The sequence below is a fragment of the Blastococcus sp. TF02-09 genome (genome assembly GCF_003319105.1).
Classification (GTDB): Bacteria; Actinomycetota; Actinomycetes; order Mycobacteriales; family Geodermatophilaceae; genus Blastococcus.
Map to the genome: position 1 here is coordinate 309,743 of NZ_QOHH01000001.1, position 24,972 is coordinate 334,714.

Annotated in this window: 20 protein-coding genes and 1 pseudogene; 14 read left to right on the forward strand and 7 right to left on the reverse strand. The window is 73.9% G+C overall.

The genetic code is table 11. The features are described 5' to 3' along the window. Window positions 1-9 precede the first annotated feature (9 nt). Entirely contained in the window at window positions 10-2,391 is a 2,382-nt protein-coding gene (locus DQ239_RS01455; protein ID WP_113832672.1) for a xanthine dehydrogenase family protein molybdopterin-binding subunit, read from the reverse strand. Between the two features lie 128 nt (window positions 2,392-2,519). Here DQ239_RS01455 and DQ239_RS01460 point away from each other — a divergent pair, with 128 nt between their 5' ends. The 3 genes and pseudogenes from DQ239_RS01460 to DQ239_RS01470 all read left to right on the forward strand — a co-directional run bounded on the left by DQ239_RS01460 (window position 2,520) and on the right by DQ239_RS01470 (window position 6,624). Beyond that, the gene (locus tag DQ239_RS01460) at window positions 2,520-3,020 is read left to right on the forward strand and encodes a (2Fe-2S)-binding protein (protein ID WP_113832482.1); all 501 of its coding nucleotides are present in this window, start codon (window positions 2,520-2,522) and stop codon (window positions 3,018-3,020) included. Beyond that, complete coding sequence (locus DQ239_RS01465; RefSeq protein WP_113832483.1) at window positions 3,017-3,847, forward strand: FAD binding domain-containing protein; 831 nt, start codon at window positions 3,017-3,019, stop codon at window positions 3,845-3,847. Before DQ239_RS01460 ends, DQ239_RS01465 begins: the two co-directional genes overlap by 4 nt. Before the next feature lie 80 nt (window positions 3,848-3,927). After that, window positions 3,928-6,624 (forward strand): annotated as a pseudogene (locus tag DQ239_RS01470) (glycoside hydrolase family 2 TIM barrel-domain containing protein). Window positions 6,625-6,643: 19 nt separating this feature from the next. Here the strand turns inward: DQ239_RS01470 and DQ239_RS01480 are convergent. Continuing rightward, window positions 6,644-7,687 (reverse strand): helix-turn-helix transcriptional regulator, encoded by a 1,044-nt coding sequence (locus DQ239_RS01480; RefSeq protein WP_113832486.1) that lies wholly within the window; start codon window positions 7,685-7,687, stop codon window positions 6,644-6,646. Window positions 7,688-7,938: 251 nt separating this feature from the next. On the opposite strand from DQ239_RS01480, the gene DQ239_RS01485 reads away from it, so the two are divergent. Further along, the gene (locus DQ239_RS01485) at window positions 7,939-10,467 is read left to right on the forward strand and encodes an ATP-dependent Clp protease ATP-binding subunit (RefSeq protein WP_113832487.1); all 2,529 of its coding nucleotides are present in this window, start codon (window positions 7,939-7,941) and stop codon (window positions 10,465-10,467) included. Then, window positions 10,464-11,552: a LysR family transcriptional regulator gene (locus DQ239_RS20245; RefSeq protein ID WP_158544758.1), complete on the forward strand. Its 1,089-nt coding sequence runs from the start codon at window positions 10,464-10,466 to the stop codon at window positions 11,550-11,552. Before DQ239_RS01485 ends, DQ239_RS20245 begins: the two co-directional genes overlap by 4 nt. Window positions 11,553-11,557: 5 nt before the next feature. Here the strand turns inward: DQ239_RS20245 and DQ239_RS01495 are convergent, their stop codons facing one another. Together DQ239_RS01495 and DQ239_RS01500 are read right to left on the reverse strand one after the other, a co-directional pair. Further along, window positions 11,558-12,586 carry a hypothetical protein gene (locus DQ239_RS01495; RefSeq protein ID WP_113832488.1) on the reverse strand — a complete coding sequence of 343 codons (1,029 nt, stop codon included), beginning with the start codon at window positions 12,584-12,586 and terminating at the stop codon, window positions 11,558-11,560. A 51-nt stretch (window positions 12,587-12,637) separates the two neighbouring features. Beyond that, a complete protein-coding gene (locus DQ239_RS01500) occupies window positions 12,638-12,856 on the reverse strand; it encodes a hypothetical protein (protein ID WP_113832489.1) in 219 nt (72 codons plus the stop codon). Between the two features lie 216 nt (window positions 12,857-13,072). Between DQ239_RS01500 and DQ239_RS01505 the strand changes: the two genes are divergently transcribed. The 6 genes from DQ239_RS01505 (at window position 13,073) to DQ239_RS01530 (ending at window position 19,366) form a co-directional block, all read left to right on the forward strand. After that, window positions 13,073-14,227, forward strand: a complete 1,155-nt coding sequence (locus DQ239_RS01505) for a glutathione-independent formaldehyde dehydrogenase (RefSeq protein ID WP_113832490.1) — start codon at window positions 13,073-13,075, stop codon at window positions 14,225-14,227. 1 nt (window position 14,228) lies between these two features. Next, the gene (locus tag DQ239_RS01510; protein ID WP_113832491.1) at window positions 14,229-14,804 is read left to right on the forward strand and encodes a type 1 glutamine amidotransferase domain-containing protein; all 576 of its coding nucleotides are present in this window, start codon (window positions 14,229-14,231) and stop codon (window positions 14,802-14,804) included. Beyond that, window positions 14,801-15,289 (forward strand): hypothetical protein, encoded by a 489-nt coding sequence (locus DQ239_RS01515; protein ID WP_113832492.1) that lies wholly within the window; start codon window positions 14,801-14,803, stop codon window positions 15,287-15,289. The genes DQ239_RS01510 and DQ239_RS01515 overlap by 4 nt, the downstream gene beginning before the upstream one ends. Beyond that, a complete protein-coding gene (locus DQ239_RS01520; protein ID WP_113832493.1) occupies window positions 15,286-16,461 on the forward strand; it encodes a zinc-dependent alcohol dehydrogenase in 1,176 nt (391 codons plus the stop codon). The genes DQ239_RS01515 and DQ239_RS01520 overlap by 4 nt, the downstream gene beginning before the upstream one ends. Window positions 16,462-16,485: 24 nt before the next feature. Then, window positions 16,486-17,160 (forward strand): DUF1345 domain-containing protein, encoded by a 675-nt coding sequence (locus tag DQ239_RS01525; protein WP_199582456.1) that lies wholly within the window; start codon window positions 16,486-16,488, stop codon window positions 17,158-17,160. Window positions 17,161-17,221: 61 nt separating this feature from the next. Further along, the gene (locus DQ239_RS01530) at window positions 17,222-19,366 is read left to right on the forward strand and encodes an EAL domain-containing protein (protein WP_113832494.1); all 2,145 of its coding nucleotides are present in this window, start codon (window positions 17,222-17,224) and stop codon (window positions 19,364-19,366) included. Window positions 19,367-19,379: 13 nt separating this feature from the next. On the opposite strand, the gene DQ239_RS01535 is transcribed toward DQ239_RS01530, so the two are convergent. Beyond that, window positions 19,380-20,501: a DUF2254 domain-containing protein gene (locus DQ239_RS01535; RefSeq protein ID WP_255411186.1), complete on the reverse strand. Its 1,122-nt coding sequence runs from the start codon at window positions 20,499-20,501 to the stop codon at window positions 19,380-19,382. A gap of 402 nt (window positions 20,502-20,903) precedes the next feature. Here DQ239_RS01535 and DQ239_RS01540 point away from each other — a divergent pair, with 402 nt between their 5' ends. The 3 genes from DQ239_RS01540 to DQ239_RS01550 are packed head-to-tail and all read left to right on the forward strand — an operon-like array spanning window position 20,904 to window position 22,912. Beyond that, complete coding sequence (locus tag DQ239_RS01540) at window positions 20,904-22,052, forward strand: zinc-dependent alcohol dehydrogenase (protein WP_113832674.1); 1,149 nt, start codon at window positions 20,904-20,906, stop codon at window positions 22,050-22,052. Window positions 22,053-22,068: 16 nt separating this feature from the next. Further along, complete coding sequence (locus DQ239_RS01545; RefSeq protein ID WP_113832495.1) at window positions 22,069-22,671, forward strand: hypothetical protein; 603 nt, start codon at window positions 22,069-22,071, stop codon at window positions 22,669-22,671. 1 nt (window position 22,672) lies between these two features. Next, a complete protein-coding gene (locus DQ239_RS01550; protein WP_113832496.1) occupies window positions 22,673-22,912 on the forward strand; it encodes a hypothetical protein in 240 nt (79 codons plus the stop codon). 37 nt (window positions 22,913-22,949) lie between these two features. On the opposite strand, the gene DQ239_RS01555 is transcribed toward DQ239_RS01550, so the two are convergent. After that, window positions 22,950-23,924, reverse strand: a complete 975-nt coding sequence (locus DQ239_RS01555; RefSeq protein WP_113832497.1) for a zinc-binding dehydrogenase — start codon at window positions 23,922-23,924, stop codon at window positions 22,950-22,952. Window positions 23,925-24,057: 133 nt separating this feature from the next. Beyond that, window positions 24,058-24,936 (reverse strand): helix-turn-helix transcriptional regulator, encoded by an 879-nt coding sequence (locus DQ239_RS01560; protein WP_113832498.1) that lies wholly within the window; start codon window positions 24,934-24,936, stop codon window positions 24,058-24,060. Window positions 24,937-24,972 lie beyond the last annotated feature (36 nt).

Sequence of the window (24,972 nt, forward strand, 5' to 3'; positions counted from 1 at the left end):
CGCGGCCGGTCAGTTCGCCGGCCGGGCGGCCCGGATCGCCCGCCAGACCCGCATTGGCGTGGTCGGCATGTCGACGTGCCGCACGCCCAGGTGGGCGACCGCGTCCACGACGGCGTTCTGCACGGCCGGCGTCGCGCCGATCGTCCCCGCCTCGCCGATGCCCTTGGCGCCGAGCGGGTTGTAGCTGGTCGGCGTCTCGGTGGTGACCAGCTCGAAGGTGGGCAGCTCGGTGGCCGAGACGATCGGGTAGTCGGCGAACGTCGACGTCGTCGGGTTGCCGTCGGGGTCGTAGAGGACCTCCTCGAGCAGGGCCTGCGCTGCGCCCTGCGCCAGCCCGCCGTGCCGCTGCCCCTCGGCGATCAGCGGGTTCATGATCACGCCGGCGTCGTCGAGGGCGATCAGCCGGACGAGCTCGGCCTTGCCGGACTCGACGTCGACCTCGGCGACGGCGACGTGCGCGCCGAACGGGTACGTGGCGCCCGGGGCGGTGAAGACGCTGCGGACGAACAACCGCTCCTTCTCCGCGAGTGCGGCGAAGGAGATGGCCGCGCCCGGGACGCCGGCGACCTGCAGCTCGGCGTTGTCCCGGTCGACCACGAGGTCGGCGGGGTCGACCTCGAGCTCGTCGGCGGCCCGCTGCCGGGCGAGCTCGATCAGCTCCTCGGTGGCCTGCCGGACCGCGGCGCCGCCCTGCTGCAGGCTGCGCGAGCCGCCGGTGCCGCCGCCCTCGGGGACCAGGTCCGTGTCGCCCCAGCGGACGGTGATCCGCTCGACCGGGATGCCGAGCTCCTCGCTGGCCAGCATCGCCCACACCGTCGAGTGGCCCTGCCCGTGCGGGGAGGTGCCGGTCAGGATCGTCGCGGACCCGTCGGGGTGCACCTCGACCAGCGCGTTCTCGCGCGACTCCCCGGACTCCGAGCCGCCGCCGGTGATCTCCACGTACACCGAGAGCCCGATGCCCAGCTGGCGGACGTCGCCCCGCTCGCGCCGGGCCGCCTGCTCGGCGCGGAGCCCCGCGTAGTCGGCCGCCGCGAGCACCGTGTCCAGGGCCGCCGCGTAGTCCCCGGAGTCGTACAGCGCGCCGCCCTTGCTCAGGCGCGGCTCGGTGAAGGCCGGGATCAGGTTCTTCCGCCGCACCTCGGCCGGGTCCATCCCGATCTCGGCGGCGAACAGGTCCACGGCCCGCTCGACGGCCGCCGTGGCCTCGGGCCGCCCGGCTCCGCGGTAGGCGCCCACCGGGGTCGTGTTCGTGACGACGCTCGCGAACGACGTCTCCAGCACCGGGACGTCGTAGACGCCGGGCGCCATGAGCAGGGTGAGCGAGGGCAGCAGCGCGCCGAACTTGGGATAGGCGCCGCTGTCCTGCAGGACGTGCAGCCGGTAGGCCCGGATCGTCCCGTCGCGGTCGCCGCCGACGGTGACGGTCTGCACCTGGGCGCGGCCGTGCGTCATCGCGACCAGGTTCTCCGAGCGGGTCTCCACCCACCGCGCCGGCCGGCCGACGGAGCGGGCGGCCAGGGCGATCACGGCGTGCTCGACGTCGGCACCGAACTTGCCGCCGAACGCGCCGCCCACGTCCGGCGTGATCACCCGGACGGCGTCGGCACCGAGGCGCAGCATGCCGCGCACCGAGCGCTTGCTGCCCTGGGCGCCCTGGTTGGGCAGCCAGATCGTCAGCCGGCCGTCCTCGTCCCAGGCCGCCGCGGCGGCGCGGACCTCCAGCGGGGCCACGGCCACTCGCTGGTTGAGGATCTCCTGGGACACCACCACCTCGCAGCCGGCGAACGCGTCAGCGGCGGCCGCGGGGCCGTCGTCGGTGGCGCCCTCCGCGGCGGCCAGGTCCTCCCCGGCCGCGGCCTGCGCGGCGGCGACCGGGCTGCGGAAGCAGACGTTGGTGCCGGCCTCGGGGAACAGCAGCACCTCGTCGGTCAGCGCGTCCGCCGGATCGACGACGGCGGGCAGCGGCTCGTAGTCGACGGCGACCAGCTCCGCGGCGTCCTCGCCCTGGTAGCGCTCCTCGGTGAGGACGACGGCGACCGGTTCGCCCACGTAGCGGACGACGTCGCGGGCCAGCAGCGGCTGCATCATCGGCGCCGGGTACATCGGCATCATCGGCCGCTGCTCCGGCGCGCCCAGCTCGTCGGCGGTGAGCACGGCGACCACGCCCGGCATCCCCGTCGCGCCCGAGACGTCGATCGACCCGATCCGCGCGTGCGCGATCGGCGAGCGCACGAACGTCGCGTGCACCGCGCCGGCCAGCCGCTCGTCGACGAGGTCGTCGGTGTACACGGCTCCCGTGGTGAGGAACCCGGGGTCCTCGCTGCGGAGCACCCGCGTCCCCAGGATGCTGCCCGCCGGGAGCGGGACGCCGGTCGTCTCCGGAATCGCCATGACCGGGAACGTGGCACTGCACCGGCCGGCGTGCAAGGGCGGACACGCGGGAGCGGCCGTGTCCGGGGGTGTGCCGGGCGCCCGGACGGTGTAGACCTCGATCACCGCCGTCAGCAGAGGGGCAGCCGATGCAGGTCTCCATCACCGTGAACGGGAACCAGCGCACCGACGAGGTCGAACCGCGGTTGCTGCTGGCCCACTACCTGCGCGAGGTGCGCGGACTGCGGGCGACCAACATCGGCTGCGACACGACCTCCTGCGGCGCGTGCACGGTCATCGTCGACGGGCTCAGCGTGAAGTCCTGCACCGTGCTCGCCGCGCAGGCCGACGGCGCCGAGGTCACCACGCTGGAGGGCCTGGCGGCCGCGGACGGCGAGCTGCACCCGGTGCAGTCGGCCTTCCGGGAGGAGCACGGGCTGCAGTGCGGGTTCTGCACGCCGGGCATGGTCATGGCCGCGATCGGCCTGCTGGCCGACAACCCGGACCCGACCGACCGCGAGGTGCGAGAGGGCCTGGAGGGCAACCTCTGCCGGTGCACGGGCTACCACAACATCGTCCGGGCGGTCCGCACCGCGGCGAAGGCCGGTGCGGCGGCCGGCCGGGTTCCCCAGGGGCGGGTGGAGGCGTGATTCCCGCGCCGTTCGACTACGTCCGGGCCGGGTCCGTGGAGGAGGCGCTGGCGGCGCTCGCCGAGCACGGCGAGGACGCCAAGGTGCTGGCCGGGGGGCATTCGCTGCTGCCGCTGATGAAGCTCCGGCTGGCCACCCCGGCCGTGCTGGTCGACATCGGCGGCATCCGGGACCTCTCCTATGTCCGGGTCGAGGGCGACGGCGCCGACGCGGTCGTCGCGATCGGCGCGGGCACCCGGCACCACGAGCTGCAGCGGAACGAGGTGGCCCGGGCGGAGGTGCCGCTGCTGCCGCACGTCGCCGGCCGGGTGGGTGACGCCCAGGTGCGGCACCGCGGCACCATCGGCGGGACGACGGCGCACAGCGACCCGGCGTCCGACCTGCCCACCGCGCTGCTGGCCCTCGGGGGGACCGTCGTCCTGCAGGGGCCCGGCGGCCGGCGGGAGGTGCCGGTGACCGGGTTCTGGACCGGGTTCTTCGAGACGGCGATGTCGCCGGACGAGCTCGTCGTGGAGCTGCGGGTGCCGCGGACCGGCGTCACCGGGTTCGGGTACGAGAAGTTCACCCGCCGCGAGAACGACTGGCCGATCGTCGCCGCCGCGGCGGTGGCCGGCCGCGTGGCACTGGCGAACATGGCCGGCACGGTGGTGCGGGCGACCGCCACGGAGGAGGCGCTGGCCGCGGGCGCCTCGATCGCCGAGGCCGCGGAGCTGGCCGACCAGGGCACCTCACCCGTCGCCGACATGCACGCCGACGCCGACTACCGCCGGCACCTCGCCCGGCTGCTCACCCGCCGGGCCCTGGAGAAGGCGACCGCCGCCGCGTGACGTCGTCCGACGAGCGGGCCGGCCCGGTCCCCGTGGGTTCCTGGGCCCGTCCCGAGGTGGTGGCGCTGAACCGGCTGCCGATGACGACGTTCCTGCGCGAGGACGCCGACGTGCTGTCGCTCGACGGCGCGTGGTCCTTCACGCTGCTGAACCGGCCCGGCGGCGCCGTCCGCTGCGCGACGACCGTGCAGGTGCCGGGCTGCTGGACCATGCAGGACGTCGGCGACCCGCCGCAGTACACCAACATCCGGATGCCCTTCCCGGGCCCGCCGCCGCACGTGCCCGAGGAGAATCCCACCGGCGTGTACCGCCGGAGCGTCGACATCCCGGAGGCCTGGCGGGGTTCCCGCGTCGTGCTGCACGTGGGCGGCGCGGACTCCGTGCTCTACGTCGAGGTCGACGGCCGGCCGGTCGGCATGGGCACCGACTCGCGGCTGGGCCAGGAGTTCGACCTCACCGACCTGGTCACCCCGGGCCGGCCGTGCGAGCTGGTGCTCACCGTCGTCCGGTGGTCGGCGGCCAGCTACCTGGAGGACCAGGACCACTGGTACCACGCCGGCCTGCACCGGTCGGTGCTGCTCTACCGCACTCCGCGGGTGCACCTCGCCGATGTCCGTGCCGTGACCGACCGCGATCCGGCGACCGGCACGGGGCTGCTCACCGTGCACGCCACCACCGGGGAGGCGCGCAGCGAGGGCGCGCAGGTCCGCGTGCTCCTGGACGGGGAACCGGTCGGTGCGGCGAGGGCCCGCTGGGAGCACCCGACGAACGTCCACGCGAACGCCTACCTGTTCACCGGCCGCGGCGCCACGGTCGCGGCCGAGGTCCCCGCGGTGGCGGCGTGGTCGGCCGAGCACCCGCACCTCTCCGACCTCCGCGTCGAGCTGGTGGACGCCGACGGCGCGCTGCTGGACGCCGTGGGCCTGCGGGTCGGCTTCCGCCGGGTCGAGGTGCGCGGTCACGAGCTCCTGGTCAACGGCCGGGCCGTGCTCGTCAAGGGCGTCAACCGGCACGACCACGACCCGCGGACCGGCAAGACGGTGAGCCGCGCCGTCATGCGCAGGGACGTCGAGCTGATGAAGGCGCACAACCTCAACGCGGTACGCACCTCGCACTACCCGAACGACCCCTACCTCTACGACGTCTGCGACGAGCTGGGCATGTACGTCGTGGACGAGGCGAATCTCGAGACGCACGCCTATCTGCGCTCCCTGCTCACGGCGAGCGAGTGGGGCCCGGCCGTGCTCGAGCGGGTCACGCGCATGGCGCTGCGCGACAAGAACCACCCGTGCGTCGTGATGTGGTCGCTGGGCAACGAGAGCGGCTGGGCGCCGATCCTGGACGCCGCCGCCGCGTGGCTGCGGGCCTACGACCCCACGCGTCCGGTGCACTACGAGAACGGCTACCTCGACGGCTCGCTCGCCGGCGGGCTGACGCCGCCGGAGTCCTGGCGCGTCCCCCGGCGGGAGACCGACGTCGTCCCGCCCATGTACCCCTCGGTGGAGCACCTGGAGGAGTGGGCGACGGCGGGGCAGCTGCCCGAGCGGCCGCTGATCATGTGCGAGTACGCGCACGCCATGAACAACTCCGGCGGCGACCTCGACCGGTACTGGGCGGCGATCGAACGCCATCCCGGGCTGCAGGGCGGTTTCGTGTGGGACTAGGTGGACCAGGCGCTGGTCCAGCGCCTCCCGGACGGGACCGAGCGGCTGGCCTACGGGGGCGACTTCGGCGACCACCCGCACGACGGCCCGTTCTGCCTCAACGGCGTCGTCTCCGCCGACCGCACCCCGCACCCGTCCCTGCTGGAGCTCGCGCACGTGCTGCAGCCGGTCGGGTTCGCCTGGACCGGGGGAGGGGGAGTCCGGCTCACCAACGAGCACGACTTCACCGACCTGGCCGACGTCGCCGACGTGGACTGGGCGGTCACCGTGGACGGCGACGAGGTGGCGGCGGGCACCCTCGGCCGGGTCCCGCTGCCGCCGGGCGCGACGGCGGACCTCCGCGTGCCCGTGCCGCCGCTCCAGCTGCACGGCCGGCAGGTCGCGCACCTGGCCCTGCGGGTCGGCGCGGTCGCCTCGTGGCAGGTCGAGCTGGCCCGCTCGGAGGACGCCGGCCCCCCGGCGGCGGCCACCGTGCCCGCCCCGCCGACCCGGCTGGCGCTGTGGCGGGCGCCGATCGACAACGAGACCTTCGGTCCGCGGCACGCCGCCCGGTGGGCGGAGCTGGGCCTGCCCACGGCGCATGAGCGGATCGAGCTGCGCACGGAGACCCATGGCGACCGCATCACCCACGAGGTGACCGTGCCGGCGGACTGGGACGACCTGCCGCGCGTCGGCGTCCGGCTCGAGCTGCCACCGGGCGTCATCGCGGTGGACTGGCTCGGCCGTGGCCCCCACGAGAACTACTCCGACCGCCGGGCGGGGACGACGGTGGGGCGCTGGCGCACCGCCGTCGACGACTGGCCGGTGCCCTACGTGCACCCGCAGGCCAGCGGCAACCGCACCGGGGTGCGGGAGCTGCGCTTCCTCGACGCCGACGACCGGGTCGTGCTCACCGTCGACGAGCTGGACGACCTCGACGTCACCGTGAGCCGCTGGACCGACGAGGAGCTCGCGGCCGCCGGGCACCTCGAGGACCTGCCGGCCCGCAACCACGCCTACCCGTGGATCGACGCCCGGCACCGCGGCGTCGGCTCCGGAGCGGTCGGGCCCAACGTCAGCGCCCCGCACCGGATCGGCCCCGGCACCTACCGGTGGAGCTACCGGCTCCGGTGACGACGTCCGGAGGGCCGCGCTACCCGGACCGGTGGGACGCGGTTCCCGCCGGCCCGCGGGGCCACGAGCAGGGGACGTAGAGGCCGTCCCGCTCCGCGCGGACCGCGGCCAGCGTCCGCGTGGGCGCCTGGAGCTTCACCAGGACGTGCTCGAGGTGGGCCGCGACGGTGCGCGGCGCGACCACGAGCGTGCGGGCGATCTCCTGGTTGGAGCAGCCCTCGACCAGCAGGCCCAGCACCTCCAGCTCCCGTGGCGTCAGGCCGTGCAGGTCGTGCGCCGGCGACAGCAGCGTGACGGCGGTGAGGCCGCGCGGCACGTCGTCGGGCGCCGCCAGCACGGTGACGCGCACGTGCCCGTCGGGGGCCTGGGTGCCCCCGAGCGGCCAGAGGAACGACGAGTAGACGTGCCCGTCGTCGACCCGTTCCCGCGCGGCGGCCAGGACGGGGGAGCCGACACCCAGGAGCGCGTCCGACGGCATGCCGGGCAAACCCTGGCGCCCGCCGTCGGCGCGCAGCACCACGCCGGCGGTGGCGCCCCGCACCAGACGGGCGGCGGTGGCCAGCGACCGCATGGGGTCGATGCCGTCCGCGATGACCGGCGCCACCCGGGCGAGCCGGCGGCGGACCTCCGGGGACGGCGGCTCGGAGGTGCCGGACAGGAGGGCGAGGAAGCCCACGTGCCGCCCCTCCGAACCGAACAGGCCGACGGCCAGGCCCTCGTGGATGCCGGCCGGGTGGAGGCACTCCGCCCAGGTCTGCAGCTCCGCGGCCGGATAGGGCAGGTCGGAGGGGCTCAACGGCGGCCGTGGCTGGTCGGTGCCGGTGGTCGCGATGTCCCGGGCATTGAGGGGCCCGGAGAGGAAGTCGACGACCGGGCCGTCCAGGTCGACGCTGGCCAGCGAGTGGTAGCCGGACCCCAACGGATCGGCGAGCGCCAGCCAGGCACCGTCGAAGGGGACGAGCCGGTGGAGGATCTCGAGCAGTGAGCGACCGCGCTCGGCGGTGCTGCCGGCCGAGGCGGCCGCCTCGGCGAGCAGCAATTCGCCAGCCTGGTCCGAGCGCATGGCAGCTCCTGGGAGGTGCGCAGGCGGGCCGCCTGCACGACCGGACCGTTGTTCGATCCCTCGGGCGACACCGCTGAGTCAGAGATACCGCGTGCGACGGCGGTCCACCACATGAGCCATGACGTAGATCCACCGGCGCGTGAGCCGGAGCCCCCTCGCCGGCGGGGCCGAGTGGGCAGGATGACCGATGGAGATCGCCGGCCGGCGCGGGTAGGGCTAGAGGCCCATGTCACCACCGGGACGGACCAGCGATGACCAGCGATTACTTCCCCGGCTCCTACGGCAGCCCCTTCGACGACTTCTTCGCCCGCTACATGGGTGGGGCTCGGCGGCCGCGCCAGCGCGTCGACATCACCCAGTTCCTCAGCGAGCAGGCCCGGGAACTGATCAACGCCGCAGCGCGCCGGGCCGCCGAGTCCGGCAGCCCGGACCTCGACACCGACCACCTGCTGCGGGTGATGACCGAGGAGGAGGGCACCCGGCACCTGATCGCCCGTGCGGGCGCCGACCCGGAGCAGCTGCGCGCCGAGCTCGACGGCCTGCCGCGGCGTGGCGAGCCGCGCTCCGAGACGCCGGCCCTCACCCCGGCGGCCAAGCGCGCGCTGCTCGACGCCCACCAGATCTCCCGCGCGCTGGGGTCCACCTACATCGGTCCCGAGCACCTGCTCTTCGCGCTGGCGATCAACCCGGACTCCCCGGGCGGGCGGCTACTGCGCCAGCGGGGCGTCACCCCCGAGGCCCTGCAGCGGGCCGCCACCAGCCCAGGCGGCGGCCAGGGCGGGGGCGGCCGGCCCCCGTCGAGCACCCCCACGCTCGACGAGTACGGCCGCGACCTGACCGCGATGGCCCGCAACGGTGAGATCGACCCGGTGATCGGCCGGGAGGCCGAGATCGAGCAGACCGTCGAGGTGCTCTCCCGCCGGCGCAAGAACAACCCGGTGCTCATCGGGGAGGCCGGCGTCGGCAAGACCGCCATCGTCGAGGGGATCGCCGCGCAGATCGTCGAGGGCGACGTCCCGGAGACCCTGCGCGGCCGCCGGGTGGTGGAGATCGACCTGACCGGGCTGGTCGCGGGCACCCGGTACCGCGGGGACTTCGAGGAGCGGCTGAAGAACGTCATCGACGAGATCCGCGAGCACAGCGACGAGGTCATCGCCTTCATCGACGAGCTGCACACGGTCGTCGGTGCGGGCGCCAGCGAGGGCTCCGGTGGCGCCGGCAACATGCTCAAGCCGGCCCTGGCCCGCGGCGAGCTGCACATCATCGGCGCCACGACGCTGGACGAGTACCGCCGCAACATCGAGCGGGACGCCGCGCTGGAGCGCCGCTTCCAGCCGATCCTCGTGGCCGAGCCGAGCGTTGAGGACACCGTGCAGATCCTGTGCGGCCTGCGCGACCGGTACGAGGCCCACCACCAGGTGCGGTTCACCGACGAGGCCGTCGTCGCGGCCGTGGAGCTCTCCGACCGCTACATCACCGACCGGCACCTCCCCGACAAGGCGATCGACCTCATCGACCAGGCGGGCGCGCGCGTGCGCCGCCGGGTCAAGACGCCACCCACCGACCTGCGCGGACTGGAGCAGGAGGTCGAGCGGCTGCAGCGGGAGAAGGACCAGGCCGTGGCCGCCGAGCAGTACGAACGGGCCTCCTCGCTGCGCGACGAGGTCGCCGAGGCCCAGCAGCGGCTCGAGCAGGCCCGCGGCGGCGAGGGCTCGGGCGCGGGGTCGGGCGTGCCGGAGGTCGGCGTCGAGGACATCGCCGAGGTGGTGTCCCGGGCCACCGGCATCCCGGTCAGCCAGCTCACCCAGGAGGAGATGCAGCGGCTGCTCGACCTCGAGCAGCGCCTGCACGAGCGGGTGGTCGGGCAGGACGAGGCGGTCGAGGTGGTCGCCGAGGCGGTGCGGCGGTCCCGCGTGGGGCTGGGCGACCCCGACCGGCCGATCGGCAGCTTCCTGTTCCTCGGGCCGACCGGCGTCGGCAAGACCGAGCTGGCCCGCGCCCTTGCCGAGGCGCTCTTCGGCGACGAGGACCGGATGATCCGGCTGGACATGAGCGAGTTCCAGGAGCGGCACACAGTCAGCCGTCTGGTCGGGTCCCCGCCCGGCTACGTCGGCTACGAGGACGCCGGGCAGCTGACCGAGGCCGTGCGGCGCCGGCCCTACTCGGTGGTGCTGTTCGACGAGATCGAGAAGGCCCACCCGGACGTCTTCAACACCCTGCTGCAGGTGCTCGACGACGGCCGGCTGACCGACTCGCAGGGCCGGACCGTCGACTTCCGCAACACCGTGATCATCATGACCAGCAACCTGGGGTCGGAGGCGATCGTCAACGCCGGCCGCGGCCCGCTCGGCTTCACCGGTGAGGGAACCGCCAGTGACGACCTGCGCAGCCAGGTCATGCGCCGGCTGCGGGAGTCCTTCCGGCCGGAGTTCCTCAACCGGATCGACGAGATCGTGGTGTTCCAGCAGCTGGACAGCACGCAGCTGGAGCGCATCACCGAGCTGCTGCTCGACGAGACCCGCCGCCGCCTGCGGGCCCAGGACATCGAGGTGGAGTTCACCCCGGAGGCGGTCAGCTGGCTGGCCGAGCGCGGCTTCGAGCCCCAGTTCGGCGCCCGCCCATTGCGGCGCGCGATCCAGCGCGAGGTCGACAGCCGGCTCTCCCGGCTGCTGCTCGACGGCCGGGTGCGCAGCGGTCAGCGGGTGCGCGTGCAGGTCCGGGACGGGGACCTCGATCTCGCGGTGGAGGAGGCCCAGCAGCCCGCCGGATCGGGAGCGTGAGCGGCGGGCCGCGTCCCGGCGTCCGCACGTCGGGTGCGGACCTGCGCATCGTCGACCCGTCGAGCGGGGGAGCGGCCGACGAGGGCGACCCCCGCGGATGGGTCGCCGTCCCGTTCCCGGAGGTAGCCTGCCCCGTGGACCTCCGGCAGCTCAGGTACTTCCTCACCGTGGCAGAGGAGCGGCGCTTCGCCGCGGCCGCGCGCCGGCTCCACATCGCCGCCCCCTCGCTCTCGCAGCAGATCCGGGCCCTGGAGCGCGACCTGCACGTCACGCTCTTCGACCGCACCTCCCGCGGGGCCGAGCTGACGCCGGCAGGGCGGCTGCTCGTGGAGCGGGCGCGAGTGATCATGACCGAGGTGGAGCGCGCCCGGCACGACGTGCGCTCGGCCGGGCCCGACAGCCGGGAACAGGTGGCGCTGCGGGTCTCCACCCTGGCGGAGCGGGCCCTCGACGGACCGCTGCGGCAGGTCGGCGCGGCCGTGCCGGGCGTCGAGGTCGTGGTCTCGTCCAGCCCCGGGGACGACGCCGTCGAGTCCGTCCGCCAGGGGCGGGCCGACGCCGCGGTCGTGTGGCACCGCCCGCCGGAGCACCGCGACCTCGACGGGGTCGTGCTGGGCTCGGTGCTGTGGGGGGTCGTCCTGCCGGAGGGGCACCGGCTCGCCGGCCGTGCGGGGATCCCGGTCGCCGCGCTCGGGCAGGAACCCGTGGTGATGTTCCCGTTCCCCCCGTTCGCGGGCATCTGGCAGCGCGCCGTGGACCACGTGCTGCCGGGGGGAGTGGAACCCGGGCAGATCGTCGTCGAGCGCGACCTGATCAACGGCCCCGAGGCGATGCTGCGGGCCGTCGCAGCGGGGTCCGGGCTCGCTCCGGCGATCCTCGGCGTCACCGCGCACCTGGCCGTGGACGGGGTCGTCGAACGGCCGCTGGATCCGCCGCTGCTGCTCGACCTGGAGGTGGTCTGGCGCCGGCCCGCCCGCACCGCGGTCCGGCGGCTGGTCGAGTACCTCGTCGCGGCGGCCGACGACCCCGCCGTCCCCGTCACGGCTCCCCGGCGTCGTCCGCACGAGGAGGCGGCCGGGCTCTGAGGGGCTCAGTCCGGGGTGCCCAGCCGGGGAGGGATCCGCAGCCCGCTGCGCAGCGCGCGGACCGCCGTGGCCGTGAGGTCGGTCGTGCCCAGAGCGGCCAGGCTGCGCCCGAGGGCACCGGCCACCGCCACCGTGTCGACGGCGAGCGCCGTGCCCAGGGCCCGGAGGTCGGTGACCCCCTCGACCAGGACGCCCAGCACCCGGAGGTCGAGGACGCCGAGGCCGGAGAGGTCGCCGGGTGGGCTCAGCAGCACCGCCGCGGAGAGCTGGTCGAGCTCGGGGCGGGCGAAGTCCAGCGCGGTGACGCGAACCAGGCCGTCCCCGCCAGGGCCCGGCGAGGGGGCGAGGAAGGAGATGTGCTCGCCGCTGTCGGCCAGTTCGTCCGCGGCGACCGCGAGGACCCGTGAGCCGCGCACCAGCAGGCGGTCGTCGGGCAGACCCGGCAGCGGGAGGACGTCGCCCCCGCGGGTGAGCACGACGCCGGCGGCGGCGCCCGCGACGATCCGGGAGGTCGCGGCGATGTCCCGCGTGCGGTCGAGATCGTCGGCGATCACCGACGTGAGGGCGGCGACGACGCGGAGATCCACGCGGTTCGGTCGCGACGGGTCGCCGGAGAGCAGGCTGAGGAAGCCGATGTGCCGCCCCGACGACGTGAACAGCCCCGCCGCCAGGCCCTCGCGGAAACCGGCCGGCAGGAGATGGTCGGCCCAGGCGCCGACCTCGGCCAGGGGGACCGGTATCTCGCTGGCGAGCATCGGGGGCCGGTGCCGGTTCAGGCCGAGCCCCGCCACCTCCTCCTCGGCGTCCGGGCGGCCGAAGTACTCGCGCAGCGGCGCGGCCTCGCCGGTGGTGGCGAGGGGGACGTGCAGGCGCCGCTCGGCATCGCGCACGGCCAGCCAGGCGGCGTCGAACGGCAGGATGCGCCCGATCCGGTGCAGGACCTCGGCGGCACGTTCCTCGACGGGCGCCCGGGAGGCCGCGATGTCCGCGAGCTCCTTCCGGAGACGCGGCAGCTCCGGGCCGGTGCCGACCATCGCCACAGTCCTCCCGCCCTACGCCCGTGACGATGATCCGGTGCGGTCCCGTCAGACGAAGCCCTCGTTGTGGGGCTCGATGCTGGCAGAGGGGTCCACTCCCTTGTCGGCGGCGGGCTGGACCGGGCCTTCGCCCGGCTCGGACCCGGAGCCCGCCGCGGTGTTCCGCGAGGACCGCTCCGGATCGGTCACGTCCGTCGTCGTCGGCGCCTGTCCGATCCGCTTGGCGTTCGGTCCGGTCCCGACGTCTTCCAGTTCTGGCTCGCTCACGGCTCCTCCATCGGTGTCCGTCGTCGGCGCCGTCGAGGCGCGGGACCGACGCTAGGGCGGATCAGGGACCCGCGGCATCGGTCGATCGGCCGATGTCGGCGCTCGTCGGCGGGATGGGCAGAACGACCGATACCGCGCCCCCGGTCGTCGCGGGTTCGATCGAGTTCCGACCCCGCGCCCGAGGCGGCGGGGACACGCGCGATTCGAGGAGTCAACGTGAAGGCAGTGGTGCACGAGGGCCCGCGGCGGGTCAGCGTCAAGGACGTTCCCGATGCACGCATCGAGCGCCCGACCGACGTCCTGGTGCGGATCACCTCGACCAACATCTGCGGCTCGGACCTGCACATGTACGAGGGCCGCACCGACTTCGAGACCGGGCGCTGGTTCGGGCACGAGAACATGGGCCAGGTGGTCGAGGTCGGCGAGGGTGTCGACAAGGTGAAGGTGGGGGAGTACGTCGTCCTGCCGTTCAACATCGCCTGCGGGCACTGCAAGAACTGCGAGCAGCAGCTCACCAACTACTGCCTCACCGCGCAGCCGGTGCCCAACTTCGCCGGCGCCGCCTACGGCTTCGCCGACATGGGCCCCTGGGCCGGTGGGCAGGCCGAGCTGTTGCGCGTGCCGTGGGGTGACTTCAACTGTCTCCGGCTCGGTGAGGACGCCGAGCAGAAGCAGACCGACTACGTGATGCTGGCCGACATCTTCCCGACCGGCTACCACGCCACCGAGATGGCCGGCGTGAAGCCCGGTGATCAGACCGTCATCTACGGTGCCGGCCCCGTCGGGCTGATGGCCGCGCTGTCGGCCACGATCCGCGGCGCGGGCAAGGTGTTCGTGGTCGACCGGCACCCCGACCGGCTGCGGCTGGCCGAGTCGATCGGCGCGATCGCCATCGACGACTCGAAGGTCGACCCGGTGCAGGCCGTGCTCGACCAGACGATGGGGCTGGGCGCGGACAACGGCTGCGAGTGCGTCGGCTACCAGGCGCACGAGCCGGACGGCCAGGAGCAGGCCAACCTGACGATGAACCGGCTGGTCGCCTCGGTGCGCTTCACCGGGAAGATCGGCTGCGTCGGCGTCTACGTGCCGCAGGATCCCGGCGGCGCCGACGACCTGGCCAAGCAGGGCAAGATCGCCTTCGACTACGGCATGTTCTGGTTCAAGGGCCAGCACATCGGTAGCGGCCAGGCACCCATCAAGAAGTACAACCGGCAGCTGCGCGACCTCATCGCCGGGGGCAAGGCCGAGCCGTCGTTCATCGTCAGCCACGAGCTGCCGCTGGACCAGGCGCCCGACGCCTACGAGCACTTCGACAAGCGCGACGAGGGCTGGACCAAGGTCGTGCTCCACCCGGCGATGGCGGGTGCCTGACATGGCAGGGGAGCTGAACGGACGACGGGTCGCGATCCTCGCGGCCGACGGCGTGGAGCGCGTCGAGCTGGAACAGCCGCGGCGGGCCCTGGACGACGCCGGTGCGCGCACCGACGTCATCTCGATCAAGAGCGGCGAGATCGCGGCCCGCAACAACGACCTGGAGGACGCCGGCACCTTCGGCGTCGACCGGCTGGTCGGGGCCGCCTCGGTGGACGAGTACGACGCGCTGCTGCTCCCGGGAGGCACCGTCAACCCGGACAAGCTGCGGATGGAGCCGACGGCGGTCGCGTTCGTCCGGAACTTCGTCGAGTCCGGCAAGCCGGTGGCGAGCATCTGCCACGGGCCGTGGAACTTCGTCGAGGCCGGCGTCGCGAGCGGCCGCCGGCTGACCTCGTTCCCGAGCATCCGCACGGACCTGCGCAACGCCGGGGCCGAGGTGGTCGACGAGGAGGTCGTCACCGACGGCAACATCACCACGAGCCGGTCGCCGGACGACCTGCCGGCGTTCTGCGCCCGCATCGTGCAGGAGTTCGCCCGGGCTCCGGAGCCCGCAGGGGCGGGTGGGAGCTCGTGACCAGCGCGCTGGGGAGCGTGGCGTCGCTGGCGGCCCGAGCGGGCGGCGCCGTCGTCGACCAGGTCCGCTCGGCGCTCGGGCAGGGCGGAGGTGCGGGTGCGGCGAGCGCACCCGCATCGGGGTGGCTCGTGGTGAGCATCTACCGCGAGCCGAGCGAGATCGACGTCACCGCGTTGCCGGCGCCGCTGGCCGCGTACGGCGGCAGCATCGAGACACGGGTCCGCCCGGCGCCGGGCGGCAAGGGCAGCGAGCTCGCCGTGCGGCTGACCGGGGGCTCCTCGGGGAAGGCCTCCGCCCCGGCGCGGCTGGCGGGCAGCGACCCGCAGGGCGACCTGCGGTCCGCGCTGCGCCAGGCCAAGCAGCTGATCGAGGTCGGTGAGGTCCTCGCGGTCGACCCGACCCCGCACGGCAAGCGGACCGCCACGCCGGGCGGCGCGCTGCTGGAGGCGGCGACGAAGCGGGCGCCGAAGGGAGGAGTGCTGTGAAGGCGGTGACCTGGCGGGGCGTGAACGAGGTCGGGGTCGAGGACGTCCCGGAACCGAAGATCCTCAACGACCACGACATCATCCTCGAGGTCGGCCTGTCCGTGACCTGCGGCTCGGACCTGCACCTGCTGGGCGGCTACATCCCCGCGATGCGCGCCGGTGACGTGCTCGGTCACGAGTTCATGGGCACCGTCGCCGAGGTCGGCAAGAACGTCACCAAGCACAAGGTCGGCGACCGCGTGGTGGTCGTCTCGTTCACCAGCTGCGGGCAGTGCTGGTACTGCAAGAACGAGCTGTGGTCCCTGTGCGACAACGGCAACCCCAACCCGGGGATCACCGAGACGCTGTGGGGCCAGGGGATCGGGGGCTGCTTCGGGTACTCCCACGCGCTGGGCGGCTACGCGGGCAGCCACGCCCCCTACATGCGGGTGCCCTATGCCGACCAGGGGGCCTTCGCCATCCCCGACGGGGTCTCCGACGAGCGGGCGCTGTTCGCCTCCGACGCGGCTCCGACCGGCTGGACCGGTGCGCACCAGGCGGAGGTGAAGCCCGGGGACGTCGTCGCGGTCTGGGGCGCAGGCGGTGTCGGGCAGATGGCGGCACGCAAGGCGATGCTCATGGGCGCCGAGCAGGTCGTCGTCATCGACCGGTTCGACAACCGGCTGCAGCAGGTGCGGCAGCACATCGGGGCGGAGACGCTGGACTACGAGCAGGTCGACGTCCCCGCCGAGCTCCGGGAGATGTCCGGCGGGCGCGGGCCGGACGTGTGCATCGAGGCCGTCGGCATGGAGGCGCACGGCACCGGTCCGCAGTACCTCTACGACCAGGTCAAGCAGCAGCTGCGGCTGCAGTCGGACCGGCCGACCGCCCTCCGGGAGGCCATCTACGCCTGCCGCAAGGGCGGCACGGTGTTCGCCCTGGGGGTGTTCGCGGGGCTCGTGGACAAGTTCCCGATGGGGGCGGTGATGAACAAGGCGCTGACCCTGCGCGGCGCCCAGCAGCACGGGCACCGCTACATCCCGGAGATCCTCGACCTGATGAGCCGGGACGAGGTGAAGACCGAGCACCTCGCCACCCACGTGATGTCGCTCGACGACGGGCCGAAGGGCTACCGGATGTTCAAGGAGAAGGAGGACGGGTGCGTCCGTGCGGTGTTCCGCCCGGGCAGCTGACCGACCGGCCGGCGACCCGCCCCCGTGCGTGTCCCGCCTGACACGACGGGGGCGGAGGCGGCGCCACGACCGACGATCCGGTCGTGGCGCCGCCTGCTGGTCCGCCCAGCCGGCGGACCCGTCGCAGCGACGGCGACCGCGGTCGCCGGCCTCCCGGACGTCGCGGTGCTCGTCGGCTGGGTCGTCGCCGCAGGGGCCCTGCTGGTCTGGGTGTGGCGGATCAGCTGGCCGCGCGGCCCGGACGGTACGAAGCGGCTGGCGGAGGAGGAGGGCCGGACCCGCGTCACGGACACGGCGGTGCTGGGCGCCGCGGTGGCCAGCCTTGCCGCCGTCGTGGAGGCCCTCGTCCGGTCCGGCTCCGGGGACGCCGTCGGGGTCGCCACCGTGATCCTCGGCGTCCTGGTGGTGATCCTGTCGTGGGCGCTGGTCAACACCGTCTTCGCCCTGAAGTTCGCGCGCCACTACCACGCCGGTGGCGACGGCGGCATCGACTTCGGCCAGCGGGAAGCACCGGCGCACAGCGACTTCGCCTACGTCGCGTTCACCGTCGGGATGAGCTTCGCCGTCCCGGACACCCAGATCGCGGACACGTCGATCCGCAAGGTGGCTCTCGGGCACGCGCTGCTGTCCTACCTGTTCGGCACCGTCGTGATCGCCGTGGCCGTCAACCTCGTGACGAACCTGGGCCAGCAGGGCTGACCGGCTCACCCGAATTGCGGAACCGGGTCAACCGAAACGTGGTGGGCGCCGATACGAGCGCATGACCCTCGACACGGCGACGCCGACGCTGCGCAGCGGGATCTACGAGGCGCTGTTCGTCCACGCGCCCGACGGGATGCTGATCGCCTCCGTCGACGGCAGGGTCCTGGCCGCGAACGCGCGGGCCTGCGAGCTCCTCGGGCGCACGGAGCAGGAGCTGGTCGAGCTGGGTCTCCCGGGGATCGTGGGCGGGTCAGACGGCCGGTGGAGCGAGGTCCTCGGCATCCGGGACCGCACGAACGCGTTCCGCGGCGTCGTCCCGGTCGTCCACGGGGACGGCATCACCTTCTCGGCGGAGGTGACCACGGGGACCTTCCTCGACGGACGGGAGTCCCGCGCGTACGTCTGCCTGCGGGACGTGGGTGCGGCGGAGGACGCGACGGCGGAGCGGGCGGAGGCCACCGCGCGCTCGGCCGAGGACGTGGTCGACGCCCTCGAGTCCGTCAGCGACATGTACATCGGTGTCGACGCCGACTGGCGGATGACCTACATCAACGCCAAGGCCGAGGCCCGTCTGGGCGTCGCCCGCGAGGACGTCGTGGGCCGCGACATCTGGCAGGAGTTCCCCGCGCTGGTCGGCTCGGACTTCGAGCCGGTGTACCGGCAGGTCGCCCGCACCGGCCGCCCCGCCTCCCTGGAGGCGCGCTACGACGAGGCGGACCTGTGGTGCGAGGCCCGCGTGTACCCGCTGCGCCGCGGGGGGATCGCCGTCTACTTCCGGGACATCTCCGAGCGCCGGGCGCGGGAGCAGGAGCGGGAACGTCTGCTCGAGGCCGAGCGCGTGGCCCGGGAGGCCCAGCGCGACCTGGCCCGGCGCGCGACGCGCGACGAGCTCACCGGTCTGCTGAGCCGGGCCGGCCTGCGGCTGGAGGTGGAGCGCGTGCTCGCGGACCGGCCGGGCGCCCGGCTCACCGTCGTCTCCATGGACCTGGACCGGTTCAAGCTGGTCAACCACAGCCTGGGCCACGGGGCCGGCGACCGGGTGCTGGGCGAGTTCGCCCGGCGGCTGGCCGCCCTGACCGGTCCGGCCGACGCGGTGGCCCGCTACGGCGCCGACGAGTTCGTCGTGGTGCTCGTGGACCGCTCGACCGAGGAGGCCGGCCGCTTCGCCGAGCAGGTCCTCCGGGCCTGTCGCGAGGAGCTCGACGTGGGCCCCCGTCTGCTGGTCACGGTCAGCATCGGCCTGGCGGCCCGGGACGTGTGCGCTCCGGATCCGGGCATCCTGCTCCGGGAGGCCGGCGTGGCGCTGCACCGCGCCAAGGACGACGGACGGGACCGCGCCGTCTGGTTCGACGAGCAGATGCACGTGGAGTCGGTGCGCCGGGTCGAGATCGAGAACGACCTGCGGCAGGCCGTGGACCGGGACGAGCTGTTCGTCGAGTACCAGCCCGCCTTCGACCTCCGGCAGGAGCGGATCCGCCACGTGGAGGCGCTCGTCCGCTGGCGGCACCCCCTGCGTGGCCTCGTCGCACCGCAGGACTTCATCCCGGTGGCCGAGGAGACCGGGCTCGTCGGGCGCATCGGCGAGCAGGTGCTCGACCGGGCGCTCGCGCAGGCCCGGCGGTGGACGCACCTGCCCGACCTCCGGGTGTGGGTCAACGTGTCCCCGGCGCAGCTGGTCGACCGGGCGATCCCGGACCGCATCGCCGCCGCGCTGCACCGGGCCGGGCTGCCCGCCGAGCGCCTGGGCATCGAGGTCACCGAGTCGGCGCTCGCGGACGGCGCCGGTGCGGGGGAGGTGCTCCGGCAGGTGCACGACCTGGGGGTGGCGATCGCCGTCGACGACTTCGGGACCGGCTACAGCTCCCTGGCCCGCCTCACCGAGTTCCCGGTCGACGTCGTCAAGATCGACAAGTCCTTCGTCGGTGATCTGGGGACCGCGCGCGGCGAGGCGTTCGTGGCCGGCATCGTGACGCTGGCGCGGGCCATCGACGCGCACGTCGTCGCCGAGGGGGTCGAGACGCTGCCGCAGCTGACCGCGCTCAGCGCGCTGGGGGTCGACTCCGCGTGCGGGTACCTGCTCGCCCGGCCCGCGGCTCCCGAGCACCTGCCCCTGACGCTCCCCACCGAGGCGTCCTTCCGCTGGCCGGTCGGCCTGCATCCGACCGTGGCGCGGGTGCCCGGCCCGACGTCCCCGCAGCGCTGAGCACGCGGGGTGCTCAGCCCACGAGCCGTGCGCCCGGCCGCTCGACGGCGTCCGGCCGGTCGCTGCCCAGGGGCGCCGGCACGGTGACGTCGGCTCCCGAGCCGATGCCCTCCGAGTCGGGGGTGAGGGCGGCGGTGATGTCCTCGTCGTCGTCGTACGCGCGGTGGACGGCGGCGGTGAGCAACCGCAGCTGACGGTCGAGGGGAGCCTGCCGGTCGGGCGGGGCGACGGCCTTGAGGTCCTGCAGCGCCGCGCTCAGCCGGCGGGTCACCTGCGGCGTGCTCGCGCCGGCCAGCCGGATCTCGTCGAAGGCCAGCCGCACGTACCCGTCCCACGACAGCGTCCGCTCGACCAGTCGGACCACGCCGGCGTCGTCCCGGTGCTCGCCGTCCGGGAGCGGTCGCACGGCGAGCTGGCGCAGCAGGTCGTGCAGCCGGTGCAGCGCCTGCAGGGTCGTCGTCGGGTCGTCGAACGGCTGGGCGATCGACCGCTCCGCGATGTCCACGAGCTTGCGGACCCCGTAGGCGGCGTCCTCGGAGTGCACCCGCTCGGCACCCACGAGCACCAGTCGGGCGACGTCCTCCGCGCGCAGCCGGGCGGCCGCCGCGACGACGTCCGGCGCCGGCCCGGGCGCGGGGTGGATGCGGAACAGCGGTGCCCCACCCGGGACGAAGTCGCCCATGACGGGCACCAGCTCCAGGACGCAGCCGGCGCGACGGGCCGCGGCGACCAGGCCCGCGCGGTCGACCCGCACCACGTTGCCCGGCTCGGGGGCCGTGACGACGGCCGGGTCGGTGGACCCCGGCGTCAGACGGTCCGGTGGCGGGAAGGACGAGTCGATGAGGTCGCGGGTGCGGTCGCCGACCAGGTCGATGAGGCCGGAGGCGCGCATGCCCTGCCCGGCGTGGTGCACGAACAGCACGAGCGCCAGGAGGCTGGCCAGCATGAGCAGGTAGCTCACCAGCACCGTCAGGCCGGGCACCGTGCCGGTGTCGGACCCCCGGACCTCGCGCAGGGCGAGCACGGCGACGACGAAGTTCGCCCCGAAGAGGCCGATCGCCAGCTGGCTGGCCCGGTCGGACAGCAGCGCGCCCACGATCCGGGGGGAGAACTGACCCATCGCGAGCTGCACCACGACCAGGGGGTCACGGTGAGCACGAGGCTGATCAGCGAGGCCGTCGCGGTGGCGAACAGCGACAGGGTCGTCTGCACGTCGCTGGGCGTGCCGGTCAGGCTCTGGGGGACCAGGGTGAAGTCCGACCGGCGGTCCAGCCACAGGGTGACGACGGCGAGCAGCACGCCGGCCAGGACGCACAGCAGGGGAACCACCCAGAGACTGGTCCGCAGCGCGTGCAGAACCCGAGTGAGGCGCATGAGCCCAGCACACCGAGCCGAGGACGGCTCGGATATCGGCAGACCTGCCGATTCCGTGCGGAGGATGCCCGGAGCAGGGTCGACGCACCGGTGCGCGGTGCGGGCCGGTGGTTGCCCTGTGCTGCTCGCGAGCCCGGGGCCGGCGATCCAGGAGGCAGTGTCGATGCGGGCGATGGTCTACCGAGGTCCCTACAAGGTCCGGGTGGAGGAGAAGGACCGGCCGACGATCGAGCATCCCAACGACGCGATCATCCGGGTGCAGCTGGCCGCGATCTGCGGCTCCGACCTGCACCTCTACCACGGGATGATGCCGGACACCCGGATCGGCCACACCTTCGGCCACGAGTTCATCGGCGTGGTCGACGAGGTCGGCTCGTCGGTGCAGAACCTCGCCGTCGGCGACCGGGTGATGGTGCCGTTCAACATCTTCTGCGGCACCTGCTGGTACTGCGCGCGGGGGCTGTACTCCAACTGCCACAACGTCAACCCGAACGCCACGGCCGTCGGCGGCATCTACGGCTACTCGCACACCACCGGCGGGTACGACGGCGGCCAGGCCGAGTTCGTCCGGGTGCCGTTCGCCGACGTCGGCCCGTCGAAGATCCCGGACTGGATGGACGACGAGGACGCGGTCCTGCTCACCGACGCCACGGCGACCGGCTACTTCGGCGCGCAGCTCGGCGACATCGTCGAGGGCGACGTCGTCATCGTGTTCGGGGCCGGACCGGTCGGCCTGGTGGCGGCCAAGTCGGCCTGGCTGATGGGCGCCGGCCGGGTCATCGTCATCGACCACCTGGACCACCGGCTCGAGAAGGCACGCACCTTCGCCCACGCCGAGACCTACAACTTCACCCAGTACGGCGACATCGTCCTCGAGATGAAGAAGACGACCGACTGGCTCGGGGCCGACGTCGCCATCGACGCCGTCGGTGCGGAGGCGGACGGCAACTTCCTGCAGCACGTCACCTCGTCCAAGCTCAAGCTGCAGGGCGGCTCCCCGGTGGCGCTCAACTGGGCGATCGACTCCGTGCGCAAGGGCGCGACGATCTCGGTGATGGGCGCCTACGGCCCGCTGTTCAGCGCCGTGAAGTTCGGCGACGCGATGAACAAGGGGCTGACGATCCACACCAACCAGGCCCCGGTGAAGCGGCAGTGGCCGCGGCTGTTCGAGCACGTGCGCAACGGCTACCTCAAGCCCAGTGAGCTGGTCACCCACCGGGTGCCCCTCGAGCACATCGCCGAGGGCTACCACATGTTCTCGGCCAAGCTCGACGGGATCATCAAGCCCCTCGTCGTCCCGACCGCGGCGTGAGCGACAGGAGAACTCGATGACGTACACACCGCACAAGCCCCCGATCGCCGAGTCGCCCGACGAGCTCCGGACGCGCATCCCCGGCTGGGGGGTCGACCTCGACCCGAAGGACCGGCCGTCGGTGCCGAAGCTGCAGTGGCAGGAGGACTTCACCGGCGCGCACTGGGAGTCCCCGGAGCGGCAGCCGGAGAAGTACCCGCGGGAGCGGTCGGTCGAGCACGGGATGCTCACCCCGGTCTTCGGGACCGCCCAGCCGCCGTCCGGGCTCTCGGGGGCGATCCGCCGCTACGCCTACCACTACAGCGAAGGGCGCCTGGCGCACTGGCTGCTGCTCGTCCTCGGCGACCGGGTGGACGCCTGGGAGCACCACCTGAAGTCCTTGCTCACGCTGCGCCCGGACAACCCCGTCACGCAGACCGGGGTGAAGGCCGAGTTCACCCACCACGGCCTCAAGTCCCGGCTCGGGCAGCACCGGACCGACCTCAAGCACCAGGTGCTCGACCCGGTGATCGTCGGTGGCCCGTGGGTCGCCGCGGCGGGGGCGGTCTACGTCGGCGCCCGGGGCGTGGCGAGGTCGCTGTCGCGCGCGGGGTCCGACGGCGCGCGTTCGGTGCACTGACGTGCGAGCGGAGGAGCTCGACGGGGACGACGCCGCGGTGTACCGGGCCGTGGCCGAGCTGGAGGACCTCACCGGTGCGCCGCACCTGCAGGACCTCGCGCGCCGCACCGGTCTGGAGCTGGAACGCACCCGCGCCGCCGTCCACCGGCTGCTGCACACCGAGCCGAAGATCCTGCACGAGGTGCCCGACACCAGCCCCACCGACCTCGGGCCGGTCTACGAGCTGGCCCCGCGCGCCTGACCGGGCGACGTCCGGCATTGGCCTGCCTTCCGGCGGGTCAGGTCATGTCGACGGCGATCTTCAGCTGTCCGGGGCGCGGGGCGACCGCGGCGCCGAAGGCGGTCTGGACGTCGGCGACCGGGTGGACGTGGGTCACGTAGGACTCCCGCAGCTCCGGGTGCGCCGCGAGGTAGCTGCCGGCGTCGGCGAGCACGCGGCGCCGCTCGAGGGCGACGCCGGAGCGCAGGGTCAGGTTCTTGCGCAGGAAGGTCATCATGTCGAAGGGGTAGATCGGGTCGTCCGGCACGCCGAAGTAGAGGACCTGGCCGCCGAACGCGACGGCGTCCAGGGCCGGCGCCAGCGTGGAGATCTGGTGGCCCACCGCCTCCACGACCACCGACGGCCGGTCGGCGTCGGAGAGGCGCCCCGCCCACCGCTCGGCCCGGGCGGTCACCGTCTCGTCCACGCCGAAGACCTGGGCGACGTCGCTGCGGTCCACCGGGTCGACGCCGGTCACCCGCGCGGCGCCGCGGTCCTTGAGCACGGAGCTGAAGAGCAGGCCGATGGGGCCCTGACCGATCACGGCCACCGACCGCCCCGAGACGTCGCCGAGCTGCTCGACGGCGTAGAGCACGCACGCCAGCGGCTGCAGCAGCACGGCGGTGGTGGGCGGCAGCCCGGCGTCGTAACCGGCCAGGCCGTCGCCGTCGGTGACCACCAGCTCGGCGATGCCGTCGAACATCGACGCCCAGCCGACGACGAGGTCGCCGGGGGAGTGGTCGGGATGCCGGCTGGCGACGACCTCCCCGACGATCTCGTGCATCGGGAAGCCCGGCGCCCGCGTGGCGCCCCAGCCGTCCTCGGCGGCCGGATGGGGCCAGAGGCCGCCGCGGAAGTTGGGCAGGTCGCTGCCGCAGATGGCCCCGGCGCGGGTGGCCAGCAGCACGTGCCGGGGCGGCAACCTGTCGGGATCCGGGGCCGCGATCTCGACCTGCTCGAACCGATAGGGACCGCTCAGGGTCTGTGCCCACATGGGAGATCTCCGTCTGCTGTGCCGGCGCCGGGCCGCCCGCCCGGCTCGGCGCCCGTGGGCGCGACCGGTCGGCGGTCCCGACAGCCTGCCGCACCGGCCGGTCGCGCACGACACGGTGACCTGGCCACGGGGCTCAGATCTGGTCGGCGGTCCGGCGGACCAGCGCGAGGGACTCCGCCGGATCCAGCGCCATCCGGCTGAGCAGCTCGAACGCCTGCCCGTATCGCTGCACCTCAGCCTGCGTGTCGAGGTAGAAGACCCGCGTCTTGTTCTCCAGGTACACGACGTCCGGGGTGCCGGTGGCGCGCGACTCCAGGACCGAGAACGAACCCGCGGTCACCGGTGGCAGGCCGGCGGCGAAGGGCAGCACCTGCAGGGTCACGTTCGGCCGGGTGGCCGCGTCGCAGAGCCACGCGAGCTGGCCGCGCAGGACGGTCGTGCCGCCGTCCTGACCCGGTGCCACCGGGCTCCGGCGGAGGACCGATTCGTCGAGCACCGCGTGCAACCGCAGCGGGCCGTCGGGAGAGTCGGCGTCGAGGACGTCCTGGCGGCGCCGGCACGCCTGCATCCGCCGGTCGATCTCCACCTGCGACGGCGTCTCCCAGGTCGACAGGATCACCTGCCGGACGAAGTCGGGGCCCTGCAGCAGGGCGTGCGGCACCAGGGCGCCGTAGCACCGGAGTGCGCGCGAGCCGGCCTCCAGCCGGATCAGGTTGGCGTAGCCGGGGGAGAGGGTCTCGGCGTAGGCGTCCCACCAGCCCTTCGGTCGGGCCGAGGGGGCGAGGCGCCGCAGGAAGTCCGCCGCGGCCTCGGGGACGGCGTACAGCTCCAGCAGGCGCTCGAGGTCCTCGGCCGAGATGCCGATCCGGCCGTTCTCGATGCGGGACACCTTCGACGCCGACCAGCCCAGCAGGGCCGCGACCTCCTTGCCCCGCATCGGCCCGGCGGCGCGGAGGTCACGCAGCTCCCTGGCCAGCCGGCGCTCCCGTGCGGACGGCGATTCCAGCACCATGGGGTGACGCTACGGCGGTCGTGCAATGTTGCAAGG